Source organism: Pseudomonas sp. A-1, from assembly GCF_004801855.1.
GTDB lineage: Bacteria > Pseudomonadota > Gammaproteobacteria > Pseudomonadales > Pseudomonadaceae > Geopseudomonas.
This window is the reverse complement of sequence record NZ_SSTC01000059.1, coordinates 1-16873: the sequence shown is the minus strand read 5'-3', so window position 1 is coordinate 16873 and position 16873 is coordinate 1. Positions and strand designations below refer to the sequence as shown.

Here is a 16873-nt window from a genome sequence, read left to right as displayed (position 1 = left end):
CGCTTGCGGCGATACCCATCGGGCTGCTCGATCGATGGGTATCGCTGCGCTCCACCCATCCTACGGCGGCTGCCGTCAGTCCCAGATCAGCACCTCCGCCGGCGTCGGGTTCCAGCCGTTGCACGGGTTGTTCAGCTGCGGGCAGTTGGAGATCAGCACGATCACGTCCATATGCGCCTTCAGCTCCACATATTTGCCCGGCGCGGAGATGCCGTCCTCGAAGGTCAGGCCGCCCTCGGGGGTGACCGGCACGTTCATGAAGAAGTTGATGTTGGCGCCGATGTCGCGCTTTTCCAGGCGGCCGTCGTGCAGGCTGGCGCGCAGGAAGTTGTCACGGCAGCTGTGCATGTAGCGCTTGTCCAGCGCGTAGCGCACGGTGTTGCTCTCCTGCGCGCAGGCGCCGCCGAGGGTGTCGTGGCGGCCGCAGGTGTCGGCGACGATGGTCAAGAGCGGATTGCCGAGGTTGGAATACAGCACGGTGCCGGTGGTCAGGTAGACGTTGTTCTGCCTGCGCAGGGTGCGCTGCGGGTCGTAGCGCTCGCGCGGATTGCGCGCCGAGAAGAACAGGGTGTCGACCGCCTGGTTGCCTTCCAGGTCGAGCAGGCGCACGGTCTGCCCGGCCTTGACCTCGAACAGGTAGGGTTCGCCGGCCGGGATGACGTGACGGAACGCGGCGGTTTCGGGATGCAGGGAGCTTTCGACGAGGCTCATGTCGGGTCCTCAGATGTACAGACGTTCGGTGTTGTGGAAGCCGCGGCCGTTCTCCGGGCGCGAGGTGCGGCACAGCACGCTGATGCCGTCGCTCTCCACCCGGTGCCAGGTGAGCTGCACCGGCTTGGGCGAGTACACCGGGTTGGGATCCAGCGGGTGCTGCAGGGCGGTGAGCACCACCAGCGTATCCATCGGTGCGTACAGCTCGACGTAGTCGCCGGCACGCGAGTTGCCGGGCTCGAAGTGGAAGGCACCGGCGCCGTCCACGGTGACCTTGCTGAACAGGTTTAGGGGCATCAGCAGGTCCTGCAGGTTGAGGTTCCACTTGCCCATCTCCACCAGCAGGTTGTCCACGCCGTTGCGGTAGAAGGCGTTGCGCAGCTCCTGGTAGCGGCCCTGGCCGTACTTCTCGCGGGTCTCCGCGGCATTCAGCACGCCGCCGAAACTGTCGTGCCAGCCGCAGGTGTCGGCGGTGATTGCCGCCAGCACCCGGCCCATGTCCGAGTACAGGCAGTGGCCGGCGGTCAGTTTGGCGGTGTGCTGGCACTTGAGGGTGTCCGGCAGGTTGAGGCGCTCGCTTTTTTCCTGGGCGTTGAGCAGCAGCAGGCTGACGTTGGCGCCGCCTTCGAGGTCGGTGATGCGCAGCACCTGGCCGCGTTTGAGCACGAAGGAGGTGTGGCCGCCGCCGGGGACGAGTTCCTCGTACAGGGTCGGGCGCAGGGTCAGGGATGCGGTCATGGGGTAGCTCCTTTACAGCGCGGTTTGCAGCCCGGCGCCGATGTGCGCGGGCAGGGCGTCGACGGCCGCGCGCGCGGCGCGGCGGTCGGCGTTGAGGGGGATGTCGTAGGTCACCCGCGCGCCGTAGGCGCCGGGGGCGTGCGGGTCGACGCGCACCTTGTCGAACACCAGCAGGCGCGTGCCGAGGCTGAAGCCCTCGGACAGGTCGTGGGTGACCATGAACACGGTGAGCTGGGTCTCGCGCCACAGCTCCAGCAGCAGGGCGTGCATGTCCTTGCGGATGCCCGGGTCGAGGGCGCCGAACGGCTCGTCGAGCAGCAGCACGCGCGGCTTCATCACCAGCGCCTGGGCGATGGCCAGGCGCTGCTGCATGCCGCCGGACAGCTGAGTGGCGTACTTGTCCAGCGCATGGCCGAGGCCGACCTTCTTCAGAATTTCGGCGGCCTGCTCGCGCGCCTCGCGCTTGGCGCTGCCGAACAGCCGGCCGAGCAGCGGCGCGCGCGGCAGTTCCAGGCCGAGGGCGACGTTGTCCAGCACCGACAGGTGCGGGAACACTGTGTAGCGCTGGAACACGATGCCGCGGCTGGCGTCCGGCTCGCCGGCCAGCGGCTGGCCGTCGAGGAGGATCTCGCCGCGGCTGGGGCGCTCCTGGCCCAGCAGCAGGCGCAGGAAGGTCGACTTGCCGCAGCCGGAGGCGCCGACCAGGGTGCAGAACTCGCCTTCGGCCACCTTCAGGTTGAGGCGCTCGATGACCACCTGGTCGCCGTACTCTTGCCAGACGTTCTTCACTTCCAGGAAGGGGTTCATGCCTTGGCTCCTTCGTACCAGGGGAAGGCCAGCCGGGTGAGCTGGCGCAGGCCCAGATCCATCAGCCAGGCGAGCAGGGTGATCCACAGCACGTAGGGCAGGATCACGTCCATGGCCATGTAGCGGCGCACCAGGAAGATCCGGTAGCCGAGGCCGTCGGTGCTGGCGATGGCCTCGGCGGCGATAAGGAACAGCCAGGCCGAGCCCAGCACCAGGCGCAGGGCGATCAACAGGCGCGGCAGCAGCTGCGGCAGCACCACCCGCAGGAGCAGCGTCCAGGTGCTGGCGCCGAGGGTCTGCGCCTTGATCAACAGCTCGGCGGGAATCTCGCGGGCGCGCTGCTCCAGATCACGCGCCAGCACCGGGGTGATGCCGATAACGATCAGCATCACCTTGGCCAGCTCGCCGAGGCCGAAGGCGATGAACAGGATCGGCAGGATCGCCAGCGGCGGCACCATCGACAGCACGGTGAGCAGCGGCGAGAGCGGTGCGCCCAGCAGCGGCAGGCTGCCGGCGGCGATGCCCAGGCACAGGCCGGCCAGTGCGGCGATGCCGATGCCCAGGCCGAGGCGGGTCAGGCTGGCGCCGCTGTCCTGCCAGAACAGGTAGTCGCCGCTGCGCTTGTCCGGGGTGAAGGCCAGGCGCTCGACCGCCGCGACCATCTGCGTGGCGCTGGGCAGCAGCTTGTCGTTGGGATTGTCCGCCAGCCGGGTGGCCGAGCCGCCGAAGTAGGCCATCAGCAGCAGGGCGAAGGGCAGCAGCGCCAGCAGCAGGCGGCTGCGGCCGGGTTGTCGGTTGATCAGGCGCATGGGGTTACCTCATGGCGTTCGAGGGCGACGGTAGGGTGCGCCTGGCGCACCGGATCGAGAGGCTGGGGCGCACGGCGCACCCTACCGGGGCGATCAGAGCTGGCCGTCCGCCGCCATCTGCATGTAGCCGGGCTCGAAGCGCAGCTTGACGTTGTCCGCGGCGCCGCGGGTCAGGCCGCCGGCGAAGCTCATGCCCACCGCGTCGGCGCTGGGTGCGCCCTCGCCGAGCAGGCCGTGGGCGAAGGAGAAGTCGGCGACCTTGCCCATGGTTTCGCGCAGGCGGGGGCTGGTGGTGAACTCCACGGCCTCCCTGGCCGAATAGAACATCCGGGTGGCGGCCAGCTGCGCCTCGAAGCCGGCCAGGTCGGTGCCGGAGGCCCTGGCCATGTGCTCGCGGGCGGCCTTGCCTTCGGGCGTGTCGGCGCTCATGGTCGCCATGATCTCGTACCAGGCGCCGGTCAGCGCCTTGCCGAAGGCGGGGTTGTCCGCGAGGGTCTGGCTGTTGACCACCATCAGGTCGATGATCTCGCCGGGGATCTGGCTGGAGTCGAACACCTTGCTGACCTTGGGCGCGGCGGCCACTTCGGCGAGCAGCGGGTTCCAGGTGGCCACCGCCTTGACCTCGTCGCTGGCGAAGGCGCCGACCAGGTCGGCGTCGGAAGTGTTGACCACCTGGATGTCCTTCTCGGCCAGGCCCACCCGCTCCAGGCCGCGGGCCAGCAGGTAGTGCGAGACCGACAGCTCGACCAGGTTGACCGGCTGGCCCTTGAGGTCGGCCAGGCTCCTGTTCTCGCCCTTGATGACGATGCCATCGTTGCCGTTGGAGAAGTCGCCGACGATCAGCGCGGTGGAGTCGACGCCGCCGGCGGCCGGGATGGTCAGCGCGTCCATATTGGTCATGGTGCAGCCGTCGAACTGGCCGGCGGTGTACTGGTTGATCGACTCGACGTAGTCGTTGAGCTGCACCACGTCGATGTCGATGCCGTACTTCTTCGCCCACTTGTCGACGATGCCCTGGGTGGCGCCGTACTCCCACGGCATCCAGCCGGCGTAGATGGTCCAGCAGACGCTGAACTGGTCTTTCTGGACGGCCTGGGCGCCGAAGCTGAGGGCGGCGGCGAGGCTGGCGGCGAGGGCAGCGAGAAGGCGGGGCTTGCGCATGGTGTTCCTCCGGGTCGGTTGGGGCGGCAGGAGCGGGGCGGCGTAACGGATACGTCGTTCGTCTCCCGGGCTTTTGTCCCGCCGTGTAACCTCGCTGGAGGTCGCCGACTCTCGGACCAGCCGCCCGCGATCCCTGGATCGCGGGCCGGAACCCTAGTCGGCCATTTGCAGATTGTGGTGCCGCATACCCCTGCGGGTGGCTCCTGCACGCCAGGTTCCTAGCGAAAGGCGTGCCAGTTTTCCGCAGGCCGCGCGTGGCGCGGCATTGCGGGAAACGGCCGGTGCCGCTTCGGCGGGCTGCCTCGCAGCGGGGCACGCCGCTGGTGCGCCGCTGCCCCGGCATGGAGCATTTGGCGTTGCGCAGCCGCTGCGGTTAAGGTGGCGCCCGTTTCGTCCAACCCACCCTGCGGAATGTCCCCGTGAACCTGCCCTTGCCCCTGCTGATCGCCCTGCAATTTCTCACCCGCCTGCCCATCCGCCTGCCCATCCGCCTGCCCGGCATGCCCGTGCCCCGGCAGCTCGGCCGCTCGCTGCTGTGGTATCCGCTGGTAGGGCTGCTGCTCGGCGCCGTGCTGCTCGCCGCCGCCTGGCTGCTGTCCGGCGTGGCTGTCCCGTTGGCGGCGGCGCTGCTGCTGGCGCTGTGGGTACTGGCCAGCGGCGGCCTGCATCTGGACGGCCTGGCCGATACGGTCGATGCCTGGGTGGGCGGCTACGGCGACCGCGAACGCACCCTGGCGCTGATGAAGGACCCGTGCTGCGGGCCGATGGCCGTCGCCGCGCTGGTGGTGCTGCTGCTGCTCAAGTTCGCCGCGCTGTGGGCGCTGCTGGAGGCCGGCGCCTGGGCGGCGCTGCTGCTGGCGCCGCTGCTCGGCCGCGTCGGCGTGCTGCTCCTGCTGCTCGGCACCCCCTACGTGCGCGAAGGCGGCCTGGGCAGCGCGCTGGCCGCCCATGTGCCGCAGCGCGCCGGCTGGCGTGTGCTGTTCGCCAGCGTGCTGGCCTGCCTGCTGGCCGGCTGGGCCGGGCTGCTCGCCGTGGCGGTGGCGGCGGCGCTGTTCGTGCTGGTCCGCCGCGCCCTGCTGCAGCGCCTCGGCGGCACCACCGGCGACAGCGCCGGGGCGCTGCTCGAGCTGCTGGAGTGCGGAGTGCTGATGGCGCTGGCCGTGGCGCTGTGAGCCGAATGCGCTATTGTTGTGCGCGCTCTTTTTCGTGGTCTGCAACTCGCTTCATATTGGTGCTTTATCCAAACCCTCGGGCCCCGGCGAACGACAGCTTGCGGATGTCGGCACAAGTCTTGCCTAGCCGGGTTACTGTTCTGGCACGCAGGAGGCCGTCGTGTCGATCCATGTCGCATTGCATCACGTCACCCACTACCGCTATGACCGCCCGGTCAATCTCGGGCCGCAGATCGTCCGTCTGCGCCCGGCGCCGCACAGCCGCACCCGCGTCCTGTCCTATGCGCTGAAGGTGCTGCCGGAAGGCCACTTCATCAACTGGCAGCAGGACCCGCAGGGCAACTACCTGGCCCGCCTGGTGTTCCCGGAGAAGACCGACGAGCTGAAGATCGAGGTCGACCTGGTCGCCGAGATGGCGGTGTTCAACCCGTTCGACTTCTTCCTCGAGCCCTACGCCGAGAAGATCCCCTTCGCCTACACCGAGGGCGAGCGCCGCGAGCTGGACCCCTACCTGCGGGCGCTGCCGGCCACGCCGCTTTTCGCCGACTACCTGGCCGGCATCGACCGAGAGCCCACGCCCAGCGTCAACTTCCTGGTCGCGCTCAACCAGCGCCTGTCCAACGACATCCGCTACCTGATCCGCATGGAGCCGGGCGTGCAGACGCCCGAGCAGACCCTGGAGAAGGCTTCGGGCTCGTGCCGCGACTCGGCCTGGCTGCTGGTGCAGCTGCTGCGCCACCTGGGCCTGGCCGCGCGCTTCGTCTCCGGCTACCTGATCCAGCTCACCGCCGACGTCAAGGCCCTCGACGGCCCGAGCGGCACCGAGGAGGACTTCACCGACCTGCACGCCTGGTGCGAGGTGTACCTGCCGGGCGCCGGCTGGATCGGCCTCGATCCCACCTCCGGGCTGTTCGCCGGCGAGGGGCACATCCCGGTCGCCTGCAGCCCCGAGCCGTCCTCGGCGGCGCCGATCAGCGGCGGGGTCGACAAGTGCGAGGTGGAGTTCGCCCACGAGATGCGCGTCGAGCGCATCTGGGAAGCGCCGCGGGTGACCCTGCCGTACAGCGACGAACAGTGGCAGGCCATCGACGCCCTCGGCCGCCAGGTCGACGCCGACCTGCAGGCCGCCGACGTGCGCCTGACCATGGGCGGCGAGCCGACCTTCGTGGCCATCGACTACCCGGACGATGAGGAGTGGAACACCGCCGCGCTCGGCCCGAACAAACGCCGCCTGGCCGCCGAGCTGTTCCACCGCCTGCGCGACCATTACGCGCCGCAGGGCCTGGTGCACTTCGGCCAGGGCAAGTGGTACCCCGGCGAGCAGCTGCCGCGCTGGTCGCTCAACTGCTTCTGGCGCAGGGACGGCGAGCCGGTGTGGCGCGACCGCCAGCTGCTCGCCGACGAGGGCCGGCACTACGGCGCCGACGAGCGCCTCGCTGCGCGCTTCCTCGCCACCCTGGCCGGCCACCTCGGCCTGTCCGGCGAGCACGCCTTCCCGGCCTACGAGGACTGGCTGTACTACCTGTGGCGCGAGCGCCGCCTGCCGGCCAACGTCACCCCGGAGGACGCGCGCCTCGCCGACCCGCTGGAGCGCGAGCGCCTGCGCAAGGTGTTCGACCAGGGCCTCGACCGGGTGGTCGGCCATATCCTGCCGCTGGCGCGCAGCGCCGACGCTGCGCGCTGGCAGTCCGGTCCCTGGTTCCTGCGCGAGGAACACTGCCGGCTGATCCCCGGCGACTCGCCGCTCGGCTACCGCCTGCCGCTGGATTCGCAGCCGTGGGTGAGCAGCAGCGACTACCCCTACGTGCAGGCGCCGGACCCCAACCAGAGCTTCCCGCCGCTGCCGGCCCATGCGGCGATCCGCGAGCAGCTGCGCCATGCCCCGCACCAGGCCGCCGCCGCCGCGTCGCCGGCTGCGGCCAGCGGCCTGAACGGCCCCGCCAGCACCAGCGCCGAGGCCGCGCCGGAACCCTTCCAGTCCGCCGCGCACATCGTGCGCACCGCGCTGTGCGCCGAGCCGCGCGACGGCCGCCTGTACCTGTTCATGCCGCCGCTGCCGCGCCTCGAGGACTACCTGGAGCTGGTCGCCGCCATCGAGGCGACCGCCGCCGAGCTGCGCTGCCCGGTGATGCTGGAAGGCTACGAGCCGCCGGCCGATCCGCGCCTCATCCATTTCCGCGTCACCCCCGACCCGGGGGTGATCGAGGTCAACATCCACCCGGCGGCCAGCTGGGGCGAGCTGGTCGAGCGCACCGAGTTCCTCTACGAGGCGGCGCGCCTGACCCGGCTGTCGTCGGAGAAGTTCATGATCGACGGCCGCCACACCGGCACCGGCGGCGGCAACCACTTCGTGCTCGGCGGCGCCACCCCGGCCGACTCGCCGTTCCTGCGCCGCCCGGACCTGCTGCGCAGCCTGATCAGCTACTGGCACAACCACCCGTCGCTGTCCTACCTGTTCAGCGGCCTGTTCATCGGCCCGACCTCGCAGGCTCCAAGGGTGGACGAGGCGCGCAACGACGCGCTCTACGAGCTGGAGATCGCCTTCGCGCAGATGCCCGAGCCGGGCCGCGACTGCCCGCCGTGGCTGGTCGACCGCCTGCTGCGCAACCTCTTGGTCGACGTCGGCGGCAACACCCACCGCGCCGAGTTCTGCATCGACAAGCTGTACTCGCCGGATTCGGCCAGCGGCCGCCTCGGCCTGCTCGAGCTGCGCGCCTTCGAGATGCCGCCGCACGCCAGGATGAGCCTGGCCCAGCAGGTGCTGCTGCGCGCGCTGGTGGCGCGCTTCTGGAACGAGCCGTACCGGCCGCAGCGCCTGGTGCGCTGGGGCACCGAGCTGCACGACCGCTTCCTGCTGCCGCACTTCGTCGAGCAGGATTTCCGCGACGTGCTGCACGAGCTCAATGCGGCCGGCTATGCCTTCCGCCCCGAGTGGTTCGCCGCGCACTTCGAGTTCCGCTTCCCGCAGCTCGGCGACTTCGCCGTGCAGGGCATCGAGCTGGAGCTGCGCCAGGCGCTGGAGCCCTGGCACGTGCTGGGCGAGGAGGGCGCCGCCGGTGGCACAGTGCGCTACGTCGACTCCTCGCTGGAGCGCCTGCAGGTGCGGATCAATGGCATGGCTCCGGACCGCTACGTGCTGACCTGCAACGGCGCGCCGGTGCCGCTGACGCCCACCGGCACGGTCGGCGAGTTCGTCGGCGGCGTGCGCTTCCGCGCCTGGCAACCGGCCTCCTGTCTGCAGCCGACCATCGGCGTGCACGCGCCGCTGGTGTTCGACCTGGTCGACACCTGGATGCAGCGCTCCCTTGGCGGCTGCCAGTACCACGTCGCCCACCCCGGCGGGCGCAACTACGAGACCCTGCCGGTCAACGCCTACGAGGCGGAAAGCCGGCGCCTGGCGCGCTTCTTCCGTCACGGCCACACCCCGGGTCGCGTCGAGGCGCCGCAGCCGCTGGCGAACCGCGAGCTGCCGATGACCCTCGACCTGCGCAGGGTGTGAGTAACGTAGGGTGGGTTACGCCGCTGCGCGGCTGACCCACCCTACGCTCTGCGGTTCGCCGTCCCCCGCCGTTGGTCGCGGGACGCCGCGTCGCGAGGGCTGCTACCCTCGTCCCACCCAGCCCCGCGAGCGGGGCATGGGGATGCATGACAACAGGATGTTCATCGAGTACCCCATGCCCCACCTGCTTGCCGACTACCCGCGCAACGCCGCGGTCTACCACGAACTGCTCGATGCCCAGGGCAAGGTACGCCCGCACTGGGAGGCGCTGCTCGCCCACCTGCAGCGCTGTAGCCCGGCGCAGCTGGACCAGCGCCAGGCGCTGCTGGCCCGGCAGATCCTGGAGAACGGCGTCACCTACAACGTCTACGCCGACCCCGACGGCACCGACCGGCCCTGGGAGCTGGACCTGCTGCCCAACATCATTCCGGCCGAGGAATGGCAGCAGCTGGCCGCCGGCGTGGCGCAGCGCGCCAGCCTGCTGAATGCCGTGCTGGCCGACATCTACGGACCGCAGCGACTGCTGGCCGAGGGCCTGCTGCCGGCCGACCTGGTCTACGGCCACCACAACTACCTGTGGCCGTGCCAGGGCCTGCAGCCGCCGGGCGGCACCTGGCTGCACGTCTACGCGGTGGACCTGGCGCGCTCGGCGGACGGCCGCTGGTGGGTCACCGCCGACCGTACCCAGGCGCCCTCCGGCGCCGGCTACGCGCTGGAGAACCGCCAACTGGTCTCGCGCGCCTTCCCCGAGCTGTACCGCGACCTGCGCGTGCAGTATCTGGTCGGCTACTTCCGCACCCTGCAGGAGACCCTGGCGCGCCAGGCGCCGGCGGGCGGCGAGACGCCGCTGGTGGTGCTGCTCACCCCCGGACGCTTCAACGAGACCTACTTCGAGCACCTCTACCTGGCCCGCCAGCTCGGCTATCCGCTGGTCGAGGGCAGCGACCTGACGGTGCGCGACGCCACCGTCTACCTGAAGACCCTCGGCGGCCTCAAGCGCGTGCACGCGCTGCTGCGCCGCCTCGACGACGACTTCTGCGACCCGCTGGAGCTGCGCAGCGACTCGGCGCTCGGCGTGCCCGGCCTGCTCGAGGCGGTGCGCCAGGGCCGCGTGCTGGTGGCCAACGCCCTCGGCAGCGGCGTGCTGGAGTCCCCCGGCCTGCCGGGCTTCCTGCCCGGCATCTGCGAGCGGCTGTTCGGCGAGGAGCTGCTGCTGCCGTCCATCGCCAGCTGGTGGTGCGGCGAGCCGCCGGTGTGCGAGGAGGCGCTGGACAAGCTCGACCAGCTGCTGTTCCGCGGCGCCTTTCCCTCGCAGCAGTTCGTGCCGCAGTTCGGTCCCGACCTCAAGCCCGCGCAGCGCGCCGCACTGGCCGAGCGCATCCGCCAGCGTCCCTACGCCTACGTCGGCCAGGAACGCCCGCTGCTCTCCCATGCGCCGGTCTGGGAGGCCGCGGACGGCGGCCTGGGCACAAGGCCGATCGGCATGCGCCTGTTCGCCGTGGCCGGCCCGGACGGCTACCGGGTGATGCCCGGCGGCCTGACCCGGGTGGCCGCCAGCGCCGGCGCCACCACCCTGTCGATGCAGCGCGGCGGCGCCAGCAAGGACACCTGGGTGCTCGGCGCCCGCCACGCCAGCAGCGAGCCCTGGCAGTGGGTGCGCTCGCTCGGCGTGGCCGACGTGGTGCGCAGCGACCCCTACCTGCCGTCGCGGCTGGTGGAGAACCTGTTCTGGTTCGGCCGCTACTGCGACCGCTGCGAAGGCAGCGCGCGCCTGCTGCGCATCATGCTGGCCCGCTACGTCGACGACGGCGACGATCCCGCCGCCCTGCAGGCCGCGGTGAGCGTGGCCCAGGGCCTCGGCCTGCTGCCCGACGCGCGGCCGCCGGGCGAGGACGGCGACGATGGCGAGGCGGAGGAGGAGCTGAGCCTGGAGCAGCGCCTGGTGCAGGCGGTGGTCGGCAAGGACTGGCCGTTCAGCCTGCGCGCCAACCTGCAGCGCCTGCAGTGGGCCGCCGCCAGCGTGCGCGGCAAGCTGTCGCGGGAGAACTGGCAGGCGCTGGTCGAGCTGCACAAGGAGGCGCAGGCCCTCGACCGTGAAGAGGTCGATCCCGGCGACCTGCTGGAGTTCCTCGACCGCCTGCTGATGTCGCTGGCCGCGCTGTCCGGCTTCGCCCTCGACGACATGACCCGCGACGACGGCTGGCGCTTCCTGGTGATCGGCCGGCGCATCGAGCGCCTGCAGTTCCTCGTCGAGAGCATCGCCGGCCTGCTCGCCACCCCGGCGGCGCGCGACCCGGCGGCGCTGGGCTGGCTGCTCGAGCTGGGCAACAGCAGCATCACCTACCGTACCCGCTACCTGGCCAGCGCCCAGCTGATCCCGGTGCTCGACCTGCTGCTGCTCGACGGCCAGAACCCGCACGCCGCGGTGTTCCAGCTGCGCCAGCTGCACCGTTCGCTGGAGATCCTCGGCGAACGCTTCGAGCTGGCGACCCTGCCGGACCTGGCCGGGATCGACGCCCGCCTGAACGCCTGGGACCTCGCGCGCCTGGAGGCCGCCTGCAGCGACGCCGACGCCGAGGCGCTGGGCGAGCTGGCGGCCCTGCTGCAGTCCGTCGCCAGCGCCGCCGGCCAGCTGTCCGACCAGCTCGGCCTGCGTTTCTTCGTCCACGTCGACGCCAGCCAGCAGACCCAGTCGCTATGAACAGTGCCCACTACCTCATCCTCCACGACACCCACTACCACTACGCCGCGCCGGTGTCGCTGGCCGAGCAACTGGCCCACCTGTGGCCGCGGCCGAGCCCCTGGCAGCGCTGCCACGCCCGCGAGCTGCTGGTCAGCCCGGAGCCGACCCGGCGCAGCGACGGCCTCGACGTGTTCGGCAATCCGCTGACCCGCCTGGCCTTCGAGCGGCCCCACGACGAACTGCGCGTCAGCGCCCGCCTGCAGGTCGAGGTGCTCGCCCGGCCGGCGCTGCGCCTGCAGGACTCGCCGCCCTGGGAGGAGGTCTGCCTCGGCCTCAGCTACTCCGGCAAGGAACTCACCGCCGGGGAGCTGGAGGCCGCCCGCTACCGCTTCCAGTCGCCCTACGTGAACCTCAAGCAGCTGTTCAGCGACTGGATCGACGACTGCTTCCTGCCCGGCCGGCCGCTGCTGCTGGCGGTCGATGCGCTGATGGCGAAGATCTTCCGCGAGTTCACCTACGACGCCGCCGCCACCCAGGTGGCAACCCCGCTGGCGCAGGTGCTGGAGGAGAAGCGCGGGGTGTGCCAGGACTTCGCCCACCTGATGCTCGCCTGCCTGCGCTCGCGCGGCCTGGCGGCGCGCTACGTCAGCGGCTACCTGCTGACCCAGCCGCCGCCCGGCAAGCCGCGGCTGATCGGCGCCGACGCCTCGCACGCCTGGATCTCGGTGTGGTGCCCGCGCCAGGGCTGGGTCGACTTCGACCCCACCAACAACCTGATCCCCGGCCGCGAGCACATCACCCTGGCCTGGGGCCGCGACTTCGGCGACGTCTCGCCGCTGCGCGGGGTGATCCTCGGCGGCGGCAGCCACGACCCGGAAGTCAGCGTCACCGTGATGCCACTGCAGGAGGCGCTGGCGCGCGGCCTGTAGCGAGCGCCCTCAGCCGACCAGGAACGAGCGGTGGATCTCGCTGCCGTAGCGGCGGACGATGTCCAGCTTGGCCCGGTGCAGGGCCTCGGCGTCCTGGGCCTGGCCGGTCCTGGCCAGGCTGCGGCGCGCCAGCTCGTCGGCGATCACCTCCATGAACAGCTCGGCCAGCAGCAGCCGCGCGCTGTCGCGGAAATGCCCGCGGCCGTCGACGTACAGCTGCACGGTCGGCGCCGCGGTGTTGATCAGGATCTTGCGCTCCGCGGCGCTGTACACCGCGCGGTCCAGCTCGTTGTCGAGATGGCGGAACTCGTAGCCGGTGAACATCAGCTCGCCGTGGTCGTGCGGCGTGCGTGGCGGCGCGGCGTGGGCGGCGTGCAGGCCGGCGACATGCGGGCGGTGCCCGGCCTCCCGCTCGGCGGCGACCAGCTCGCACCAGGCCCAGTGGCTGCCGGCGCGCACGCTGATCTCGCCGCGGCTGCCGGCGGCATCGGCCACCACCGTCCATTCCAGGCGCGACTGTCCGCCCAGGCTGGAGGCGGGGATTTGCCTCGGCGCCGGGTCGATGCGCATGCCCTCCGGCAGGGCGTAGGCGACCTGCAGCACCTCGTCCGCGGCCAGCTGCGCGGCATCGACCAGCAGGCTGACGTGGAAGGGATGGCCGCTCTGGCGGTAGTAGAAGGGCGTGGAGAAGCGCAGCGCCGGATGCTGCGCGGCGGCCGGCGCGCCAGGGGGCGGCAGGCTGATGCCCATGTCCTGGATGGCCGCGCGGCTCATCCGCTCGAGCAGGTGCTCGATCATCTGGCTGGTGCGCCCCGAGGCGGTGGCGTGGTCGAGGTGCCTGAGCTTCTCGCGCTCGGCCTCCACGCAGGGCGCGAGCAGCGCGCTGACCGCCCGGGCGAAGGCCGCCACGAAAGGCTCCTTGAGGTTCAGTCCCTCGCGCTCGTCGCTGATCACCGCCACGCCCGCGCCGAGCCGCTCGATCAGCGCCGGGCAGTCCACGCTGCCGAACAGGTACTCGGTGCCCACCTGGTTCTCGTAGTCGAACAGCTGGCAGTCCAGCACCGCCGTGCCGGACAGCACCACCAGCCCGTTGCTGCGCTCGTCGCCGCGGCTGCTCAGCTCGGCGTCGAGGGCACGCTTGAGGGTCAGGGCGAAGGGGTAGGCGCACCCCTCGTGGACGAACTGCCCGGCCAGGTCGGGGCCGAGCAGCAGCTCGGCGGGCGGCTCCACGTAGCGCAGCGGACCGCTGCGCTCGACCTCCCGGCCGCGCTGCAGGTGCACCAGCTCCACCTGGCGCCGGCGCAGCACGTCGCGCAGGTAGATATTGTCGGTCACCGACTGCAGTACCGAGCGGAACTGCGAGATGTTGGTGTGCGAGTTCTCGATGACGATGGCGACCCGCGTGCCGTCGCCGGCGATGCCCAGCCGGGCGCGGTCCTTGTCGCGGACCGGGCGGTCGCCGTCGCCGTCGTCGAACAGGTAGCCGCCGTTCTCGCCGCGGAACAGCTCGATGCGCGCGTAGCGGCCGGCATGGATGGTCTCGATCCAGCCGTAGCCCAGGCCGTAGATGGCCTGTTTCAGGCCGCGGCCGAAATAGCCGCGGCCGCCGCCTTCGCCGCGCGCCAGGGTGCTGTGCGCCGCGCCGTAGGCGAGGATCGCCCGCGCCTGGGCGAAGGCCATGCCCTCGGCCTGGTCGGTGACCATCAGCAGCGCGCCGGCCTGGTGGCGCTCGTACTGCACGAGCACCTGGCCGCTGGTCGCCACGCCGGCCTTTTCCAGCCGGCCGTAGCTGTCGTCGGCGTTGGTGATCAGCTCGACCAGCGCCTTTTCGATGGAGGCGAACCGCCGCGAGTCGATGTCGATCACCCGCTGGTCCACCGGGATGGGGGAAATGGCCATGCGCTTGTCCTCGCCCGGTCCGGGCGGCCGTGGTCTTCGCCTTGGAGCGTAGCAAAGCGCGCCGCTCCGGCGTGTGCGCGGCTCAGCGACCGTCCAGCGCCGGCAGGGCCGCGCCGAAGATCGACAGCACCTGGCGGAAGCTCGCTTCCGGCGCCGCGCGCAGCTGCAGCAGCGCGCCGCTGGCCGGGTGGCGGAAGGCCAGGCCGGTGGCCGCCAGCATCAGCCGGCCGTGGCCGAAGCGCTCGGCGAAGTAGTGGTTGTGGCGGGTGCGCCCGTAGTTGGTGTCGCCGATGATCGGGTGACTGATGTGCTGCATGTGCCGGCGCAGCTGGTGCTTGCGGCCGGTTTCCGGCTGCAGCTCGACCAGGCTATAGCGGCTGGCGGGATAGCCCTCGATGGCCACCGGGATCTCCGTGGTCGCCAGCCGGCGGTAGCGGGTCAGCGCCTCGCGCAGCGGCTGTTCGTCCTTGTCGCGGCGGTCGGTGGCGTGCTCGCGCAGCGGATGGTCGATCACCCCCGCCTCGGCGGTCCAGCCGCGGACCATGGCCAGATAGGTCTTCTGCATCTCGCCGGCCATCAGCGCCTTGCCCAGCGTGCTGGCGGTGGCCGGGTCGCGGGCGAACAGCAGCAGCCCGGAGGTCGGCCGGTCCAGCCGGTGCAGCGGGTAGACGTGCTCGCCGCCGTTCAGCGCACGGGCGTACTGCAGGGCGAACTCGGTCTCGTGGCGGTCGATGGGGCTGCGATGCACCAGCAGCCCGGCCGGCTTGTGCACGGCCAGCAGCCAGTCGTCGCGGTAGATCTCGGTAAGCGGGTTGGTCGTCGATGGGGCGGGCGGGGAGAGCGGGTCGGAAACAGGCACGGGCGGGCTCCGGCAAGGGCTGGCGGCGGTGGCCGGGGAAAGGGGAGGGGGAAGGTACGGGGTTTGCCGGAGTTTGGCCAGACGCCGCGCCATGGCACTGCCGAAGTTCAGGGCGGCGACGCTCGCCGATCCTTCCGGCCTCCGGCCAGCCTGACGAACAGCGGGTACATGGCCAGGGCAGACAGGGCGCAGAAGGCCATGAAGCCGAGCGATTGAATGCAGCTGCGATCACCCTGGAGTAAAAGCGGAGCACCCGACGGCCGCGTGCATCGGCCACAACAAGGCGGCGGTGGCGCTGGCCAACAAACTGGTACGGATCTGCTGGGCGGTGTGGTGCCACGAACGACGTTTCAGCGGCGACTGGCAGAGCAGCAAGCCCGCCTGACGGCGGGCCGGGTAATCGGGAGGCGGTTTTTCTTGTGGTTGTGGTGAAAAGCGACACTGTCGGAACAGGCGAGTCCTGCGGCGGAACAAGGCCGATAACAATCATGATCCCCGTGATCGATTGAGCGCTTGGCTCCCGTTGCGCGAACTACAGCGTGGCCCGGGCGGCAATGCCCAGCGAAGGCCGGATATACGAGTGCAACCGCACTGACGACAGGGGTGGCAGGCTTTACTCACCACTTGTGGGAGGAGTCCATATACATTGTTAGAGGTTACCTCTACGGTGCCTGAATATGCTTAACCCAGTATGGGGCGGTGTAGCCAAGAATCACACCAACCATGGCAGCTAGCGCATACCCTTCCAAGCCTGCACGCAAGTAAAGAGCAACTAATAGACAACCTAGAACAGAGCAGCATACCTGCCAAGTAATAGGGTATTTAAACGACTCAGGCTCAATGTAGGGGGCTGCAACAGCGCCAATAATGGCACCGAACGCCGCGAACCCAGCAATGTTTTTTGGCGTGAAGCCATTACTCAGCCCGCCGAAAATGGCGAAGACAACTGCACAGGCAGTTGCTACTAAAAGAGCAATGGCGAAAGCAGGGGTTTTACTCCGAGCCATTGAAACCTCTAACGTATAAGCTAAGGGGCGGGCTTTAGCCCGTCCCAGTGAGCGAAGCGAACGACTTGAGTGCTGTAATGGACTCTCCCTGCACCACACTTACCCGCACCAGCGGTGTCGAGAATGGCGTTCGGAGGGTTCCAGCGATGTACAAGCAGATTGCAGTGGATTTGGCCAAGTCCGTTTACCAGGTTGCCGAGAGCGTCCGTGCCGGGCAGGTGAGTCAGCGCAAGCGGCTGAATCGCGAGGCGTTTCGCCGATATATACAGGAGCAGGCCGAGCCGGTCGAGTGGCTGATGGAAGCCTGTGGCACGGCGCACTACTGGGGGCGTTTCGCCCAGGCGCTGGGGCACAAGGTGACGCTGCTGCACGCGCGCTATGTGCGCCCCTACCGCCGCCGCAACAAGACCGACCGCAACGACTGCGACGCCATCCTCGAAGCCGCACGCTGCTCGGGCATCCACCCGGTGCCGGTGAAGACTCACGAGCAGCAACAGCTCCAGCAACTGCACGGTCTGCGCAAGACCTGGAAGAAGAGCCGCACCCAGCGCATCAACCTGCTGCGCGGCATCTTTCGGGAGATGGGCCTGGAAGCGCCG

Annotated in this window: 13 protein-coding genes, 1 pseudogene and 1 riboswitch; of the genes and pseudogenes, 6 read left to right on the top strand and 8 right to left on the bottom strand. The window is 70.2% G+C overall.

Features of this window, described 5'->3' with window-relative positions:
- Positions 1-75: 75 nt before the first annotated feature.
- The 5 genes from E5198_RS14060 to E5198_RS14040 form a co-directional block, all read right to left on the bottom strand.
- Positions 76-711, bottom strand: coding sequence for an urea amidolyase associated protein UAAP2 (locus E5198_RS14060; RefSeq protein ID WP_136490624.1), 636 nt, complete (start codon positions 709-711; stop codon positions 76-78).
- 9 nt (positions 712-720) lie between these two features.
- On the bottom strand, positions 721-1449 hold the full coding sequence (locus E5198_RS14055) for an urea amidolyase associated protein UAAP1 (RefSeq protein ID WP_136490623.1): 729 nt from the start codon (positions 1447-1449) through the stop codon (positions 721-723).
- A gap of 12 nt (positions 1450-1461) precedes the next feature.
- Entirely contained in the window at positions 1462-2256 is a 795-nt protein-coding gene (locus E5198_RS14050) for an ABC transporter ATP-binding protein (protein WP_136490622.1), read from the bottom strand.
- Positions 2253-3065 carry an ABC transporter permease gene (locus E5198_RS14045; protein WP_136490621.1) on the bottom strand — a complete coding sequence of 271 codons (813 nt, stop codon included), beginning with the start codon at positions 3063-3065 and terminating at the stop codon, positions 2253-2255. Before E5198_RS14045 ends, E5198_RS14050 begins: the two co-directional genes overlap by 4 nt.
- Before the next feature lie 93 nt (positions 3066-3158).
- The gene (locus E5198_RS14040; protein WP_136490620.1) at positions 3159-4226 is read right to left on the bottom strand and encodes a putative urea ABC transporter substrate-binding protein; all 1068 of its coding nucleotides are present in this window, start codon (positions 4224-4226) and stop codon (positions 3159-3161) included.
- 60 nt (positions 4227-4286) lie between these two features.
- A riboswitch (guanidine-I (ykkC/yxkD leader) is annotated at positions 4287-4394 on the bottom strand.
- Positions 4395-4645: 251 nt separating this feature from the next.
- Here E5198_RS14040 and E5198_RS14035 point away from each other — a divergent pair.
- From E5198_RS14035 to E5198_RS14020, 4 genes are all read left to right on the top strand, one after another.
- On the top strand, positions 4646-5398 hold the full coding sequence (locus E5198_RS14035) for an adenosylcobinamide-GDP ribazoletransferase (RefSeq protein ID WP_136490619.1): 753 nt from the start codon (positions 4646-4648) through the stop codon (positions 5396-5398).
- A gap of 160 nt (positions 5399-5558) precedes the next feature.
- Entirely contained in the window at positions 5559-8897 is a 3339-nt protein-coding gene (locus tag E5198_RS14030) for a DUF2126 domain-containing protein (RefSeq protein WP_136490618.1), read from the top strand.
- A 175-nt stretch (positions 8898-9072) separates the two neighbouring features.
- The gene (locus tag E5198_RS14025; protein ID WP_136490617.1) at positions 9073-11598 is read left to right on the top strand and encodes a circularly permuted type 2 ATP-grasp protein; all 2526 of its coding nucleotides are present in this window, start codon (positions 9073-9075) and stop codon (positions 11596-11598) included.
- Positions 11595-12509 (top strand): transglutaminase family protein, encoded by a 915-nt coding sequence (locus tag E5198_RS14020; RefSeq protein ID WP_136490616.1) that lies wholly within the window; start codon positions 11595-11597, stop codon positions 12507-12509. Before E5198_RS14025 ends, E5198_RS14020 begins: the two co-directional genes overlap by 4 nt.
- 9 nt (positions 12510-12518) lie before the next feature.
- On the opposite strand, the gene E5198_RS14015 is transcribed toward E5198_RS14020, so the two are convergent.
- Together E5198_RS14015 and E5198_RS14010 are read right to left on the bottom strand one after the other, a co-directional pair.
- Entirely contained in the window at positions 12519-14408 is a 1890-nt protein-coding gene (locus E5198_RS14015) for an ATP-binding protein (RefSeq protein ID WP_136490615.1), read from the bottom strand.
- 82 nt (positions 14409-14490) lie between these two features.
- Complete coding sequence (locus E5198_RS14010) at positions 14491-15267, bottom strand: pseudouridine synthase (RefSeq protein WP_218569061.1); 777 nt, start codon at positions 15265-15267, stop codon at positions 14491-14493.
- Between the two features lie 256 nt (positions 15268-15523).
- Here E5198_RS14010 and E5198_RS14005 point away from each other — a divergent pair.
- A pseudogene (locus E5198_RS14005) lies at positions 15524-15652 on the top strand (IS110 family transposase); the annotation flags it as partial.
- Between the two features lie 277 nt (positions 15653-15929).
- Here the strand turns inward: E5198_RS14005 and E5198_RS14000 are convergent.
- Positions 15930-16274: a hypothetical protein gene (locus E5198_RS14000; RefSeq protein WP_136490613.1), complete on the bottom strand. Its 345-nt coding sequence runs from the start codon at positions 16272-16274 to the stop codon at positions 15930-15932.
- Positions 16275-16420: 146 nt separating this feature from the next.
- On the opposite strand from E5198_RS14000, the gene E5198_RS13995 reads away from it, so the two are divergent.
- Positions 16421-16873: transposase (locus tag E5198_RS13995; RefSeq protein ID WP_136490612.1), on the top strand; the 453-nt coding region annotated here is incomplete at its 3' end.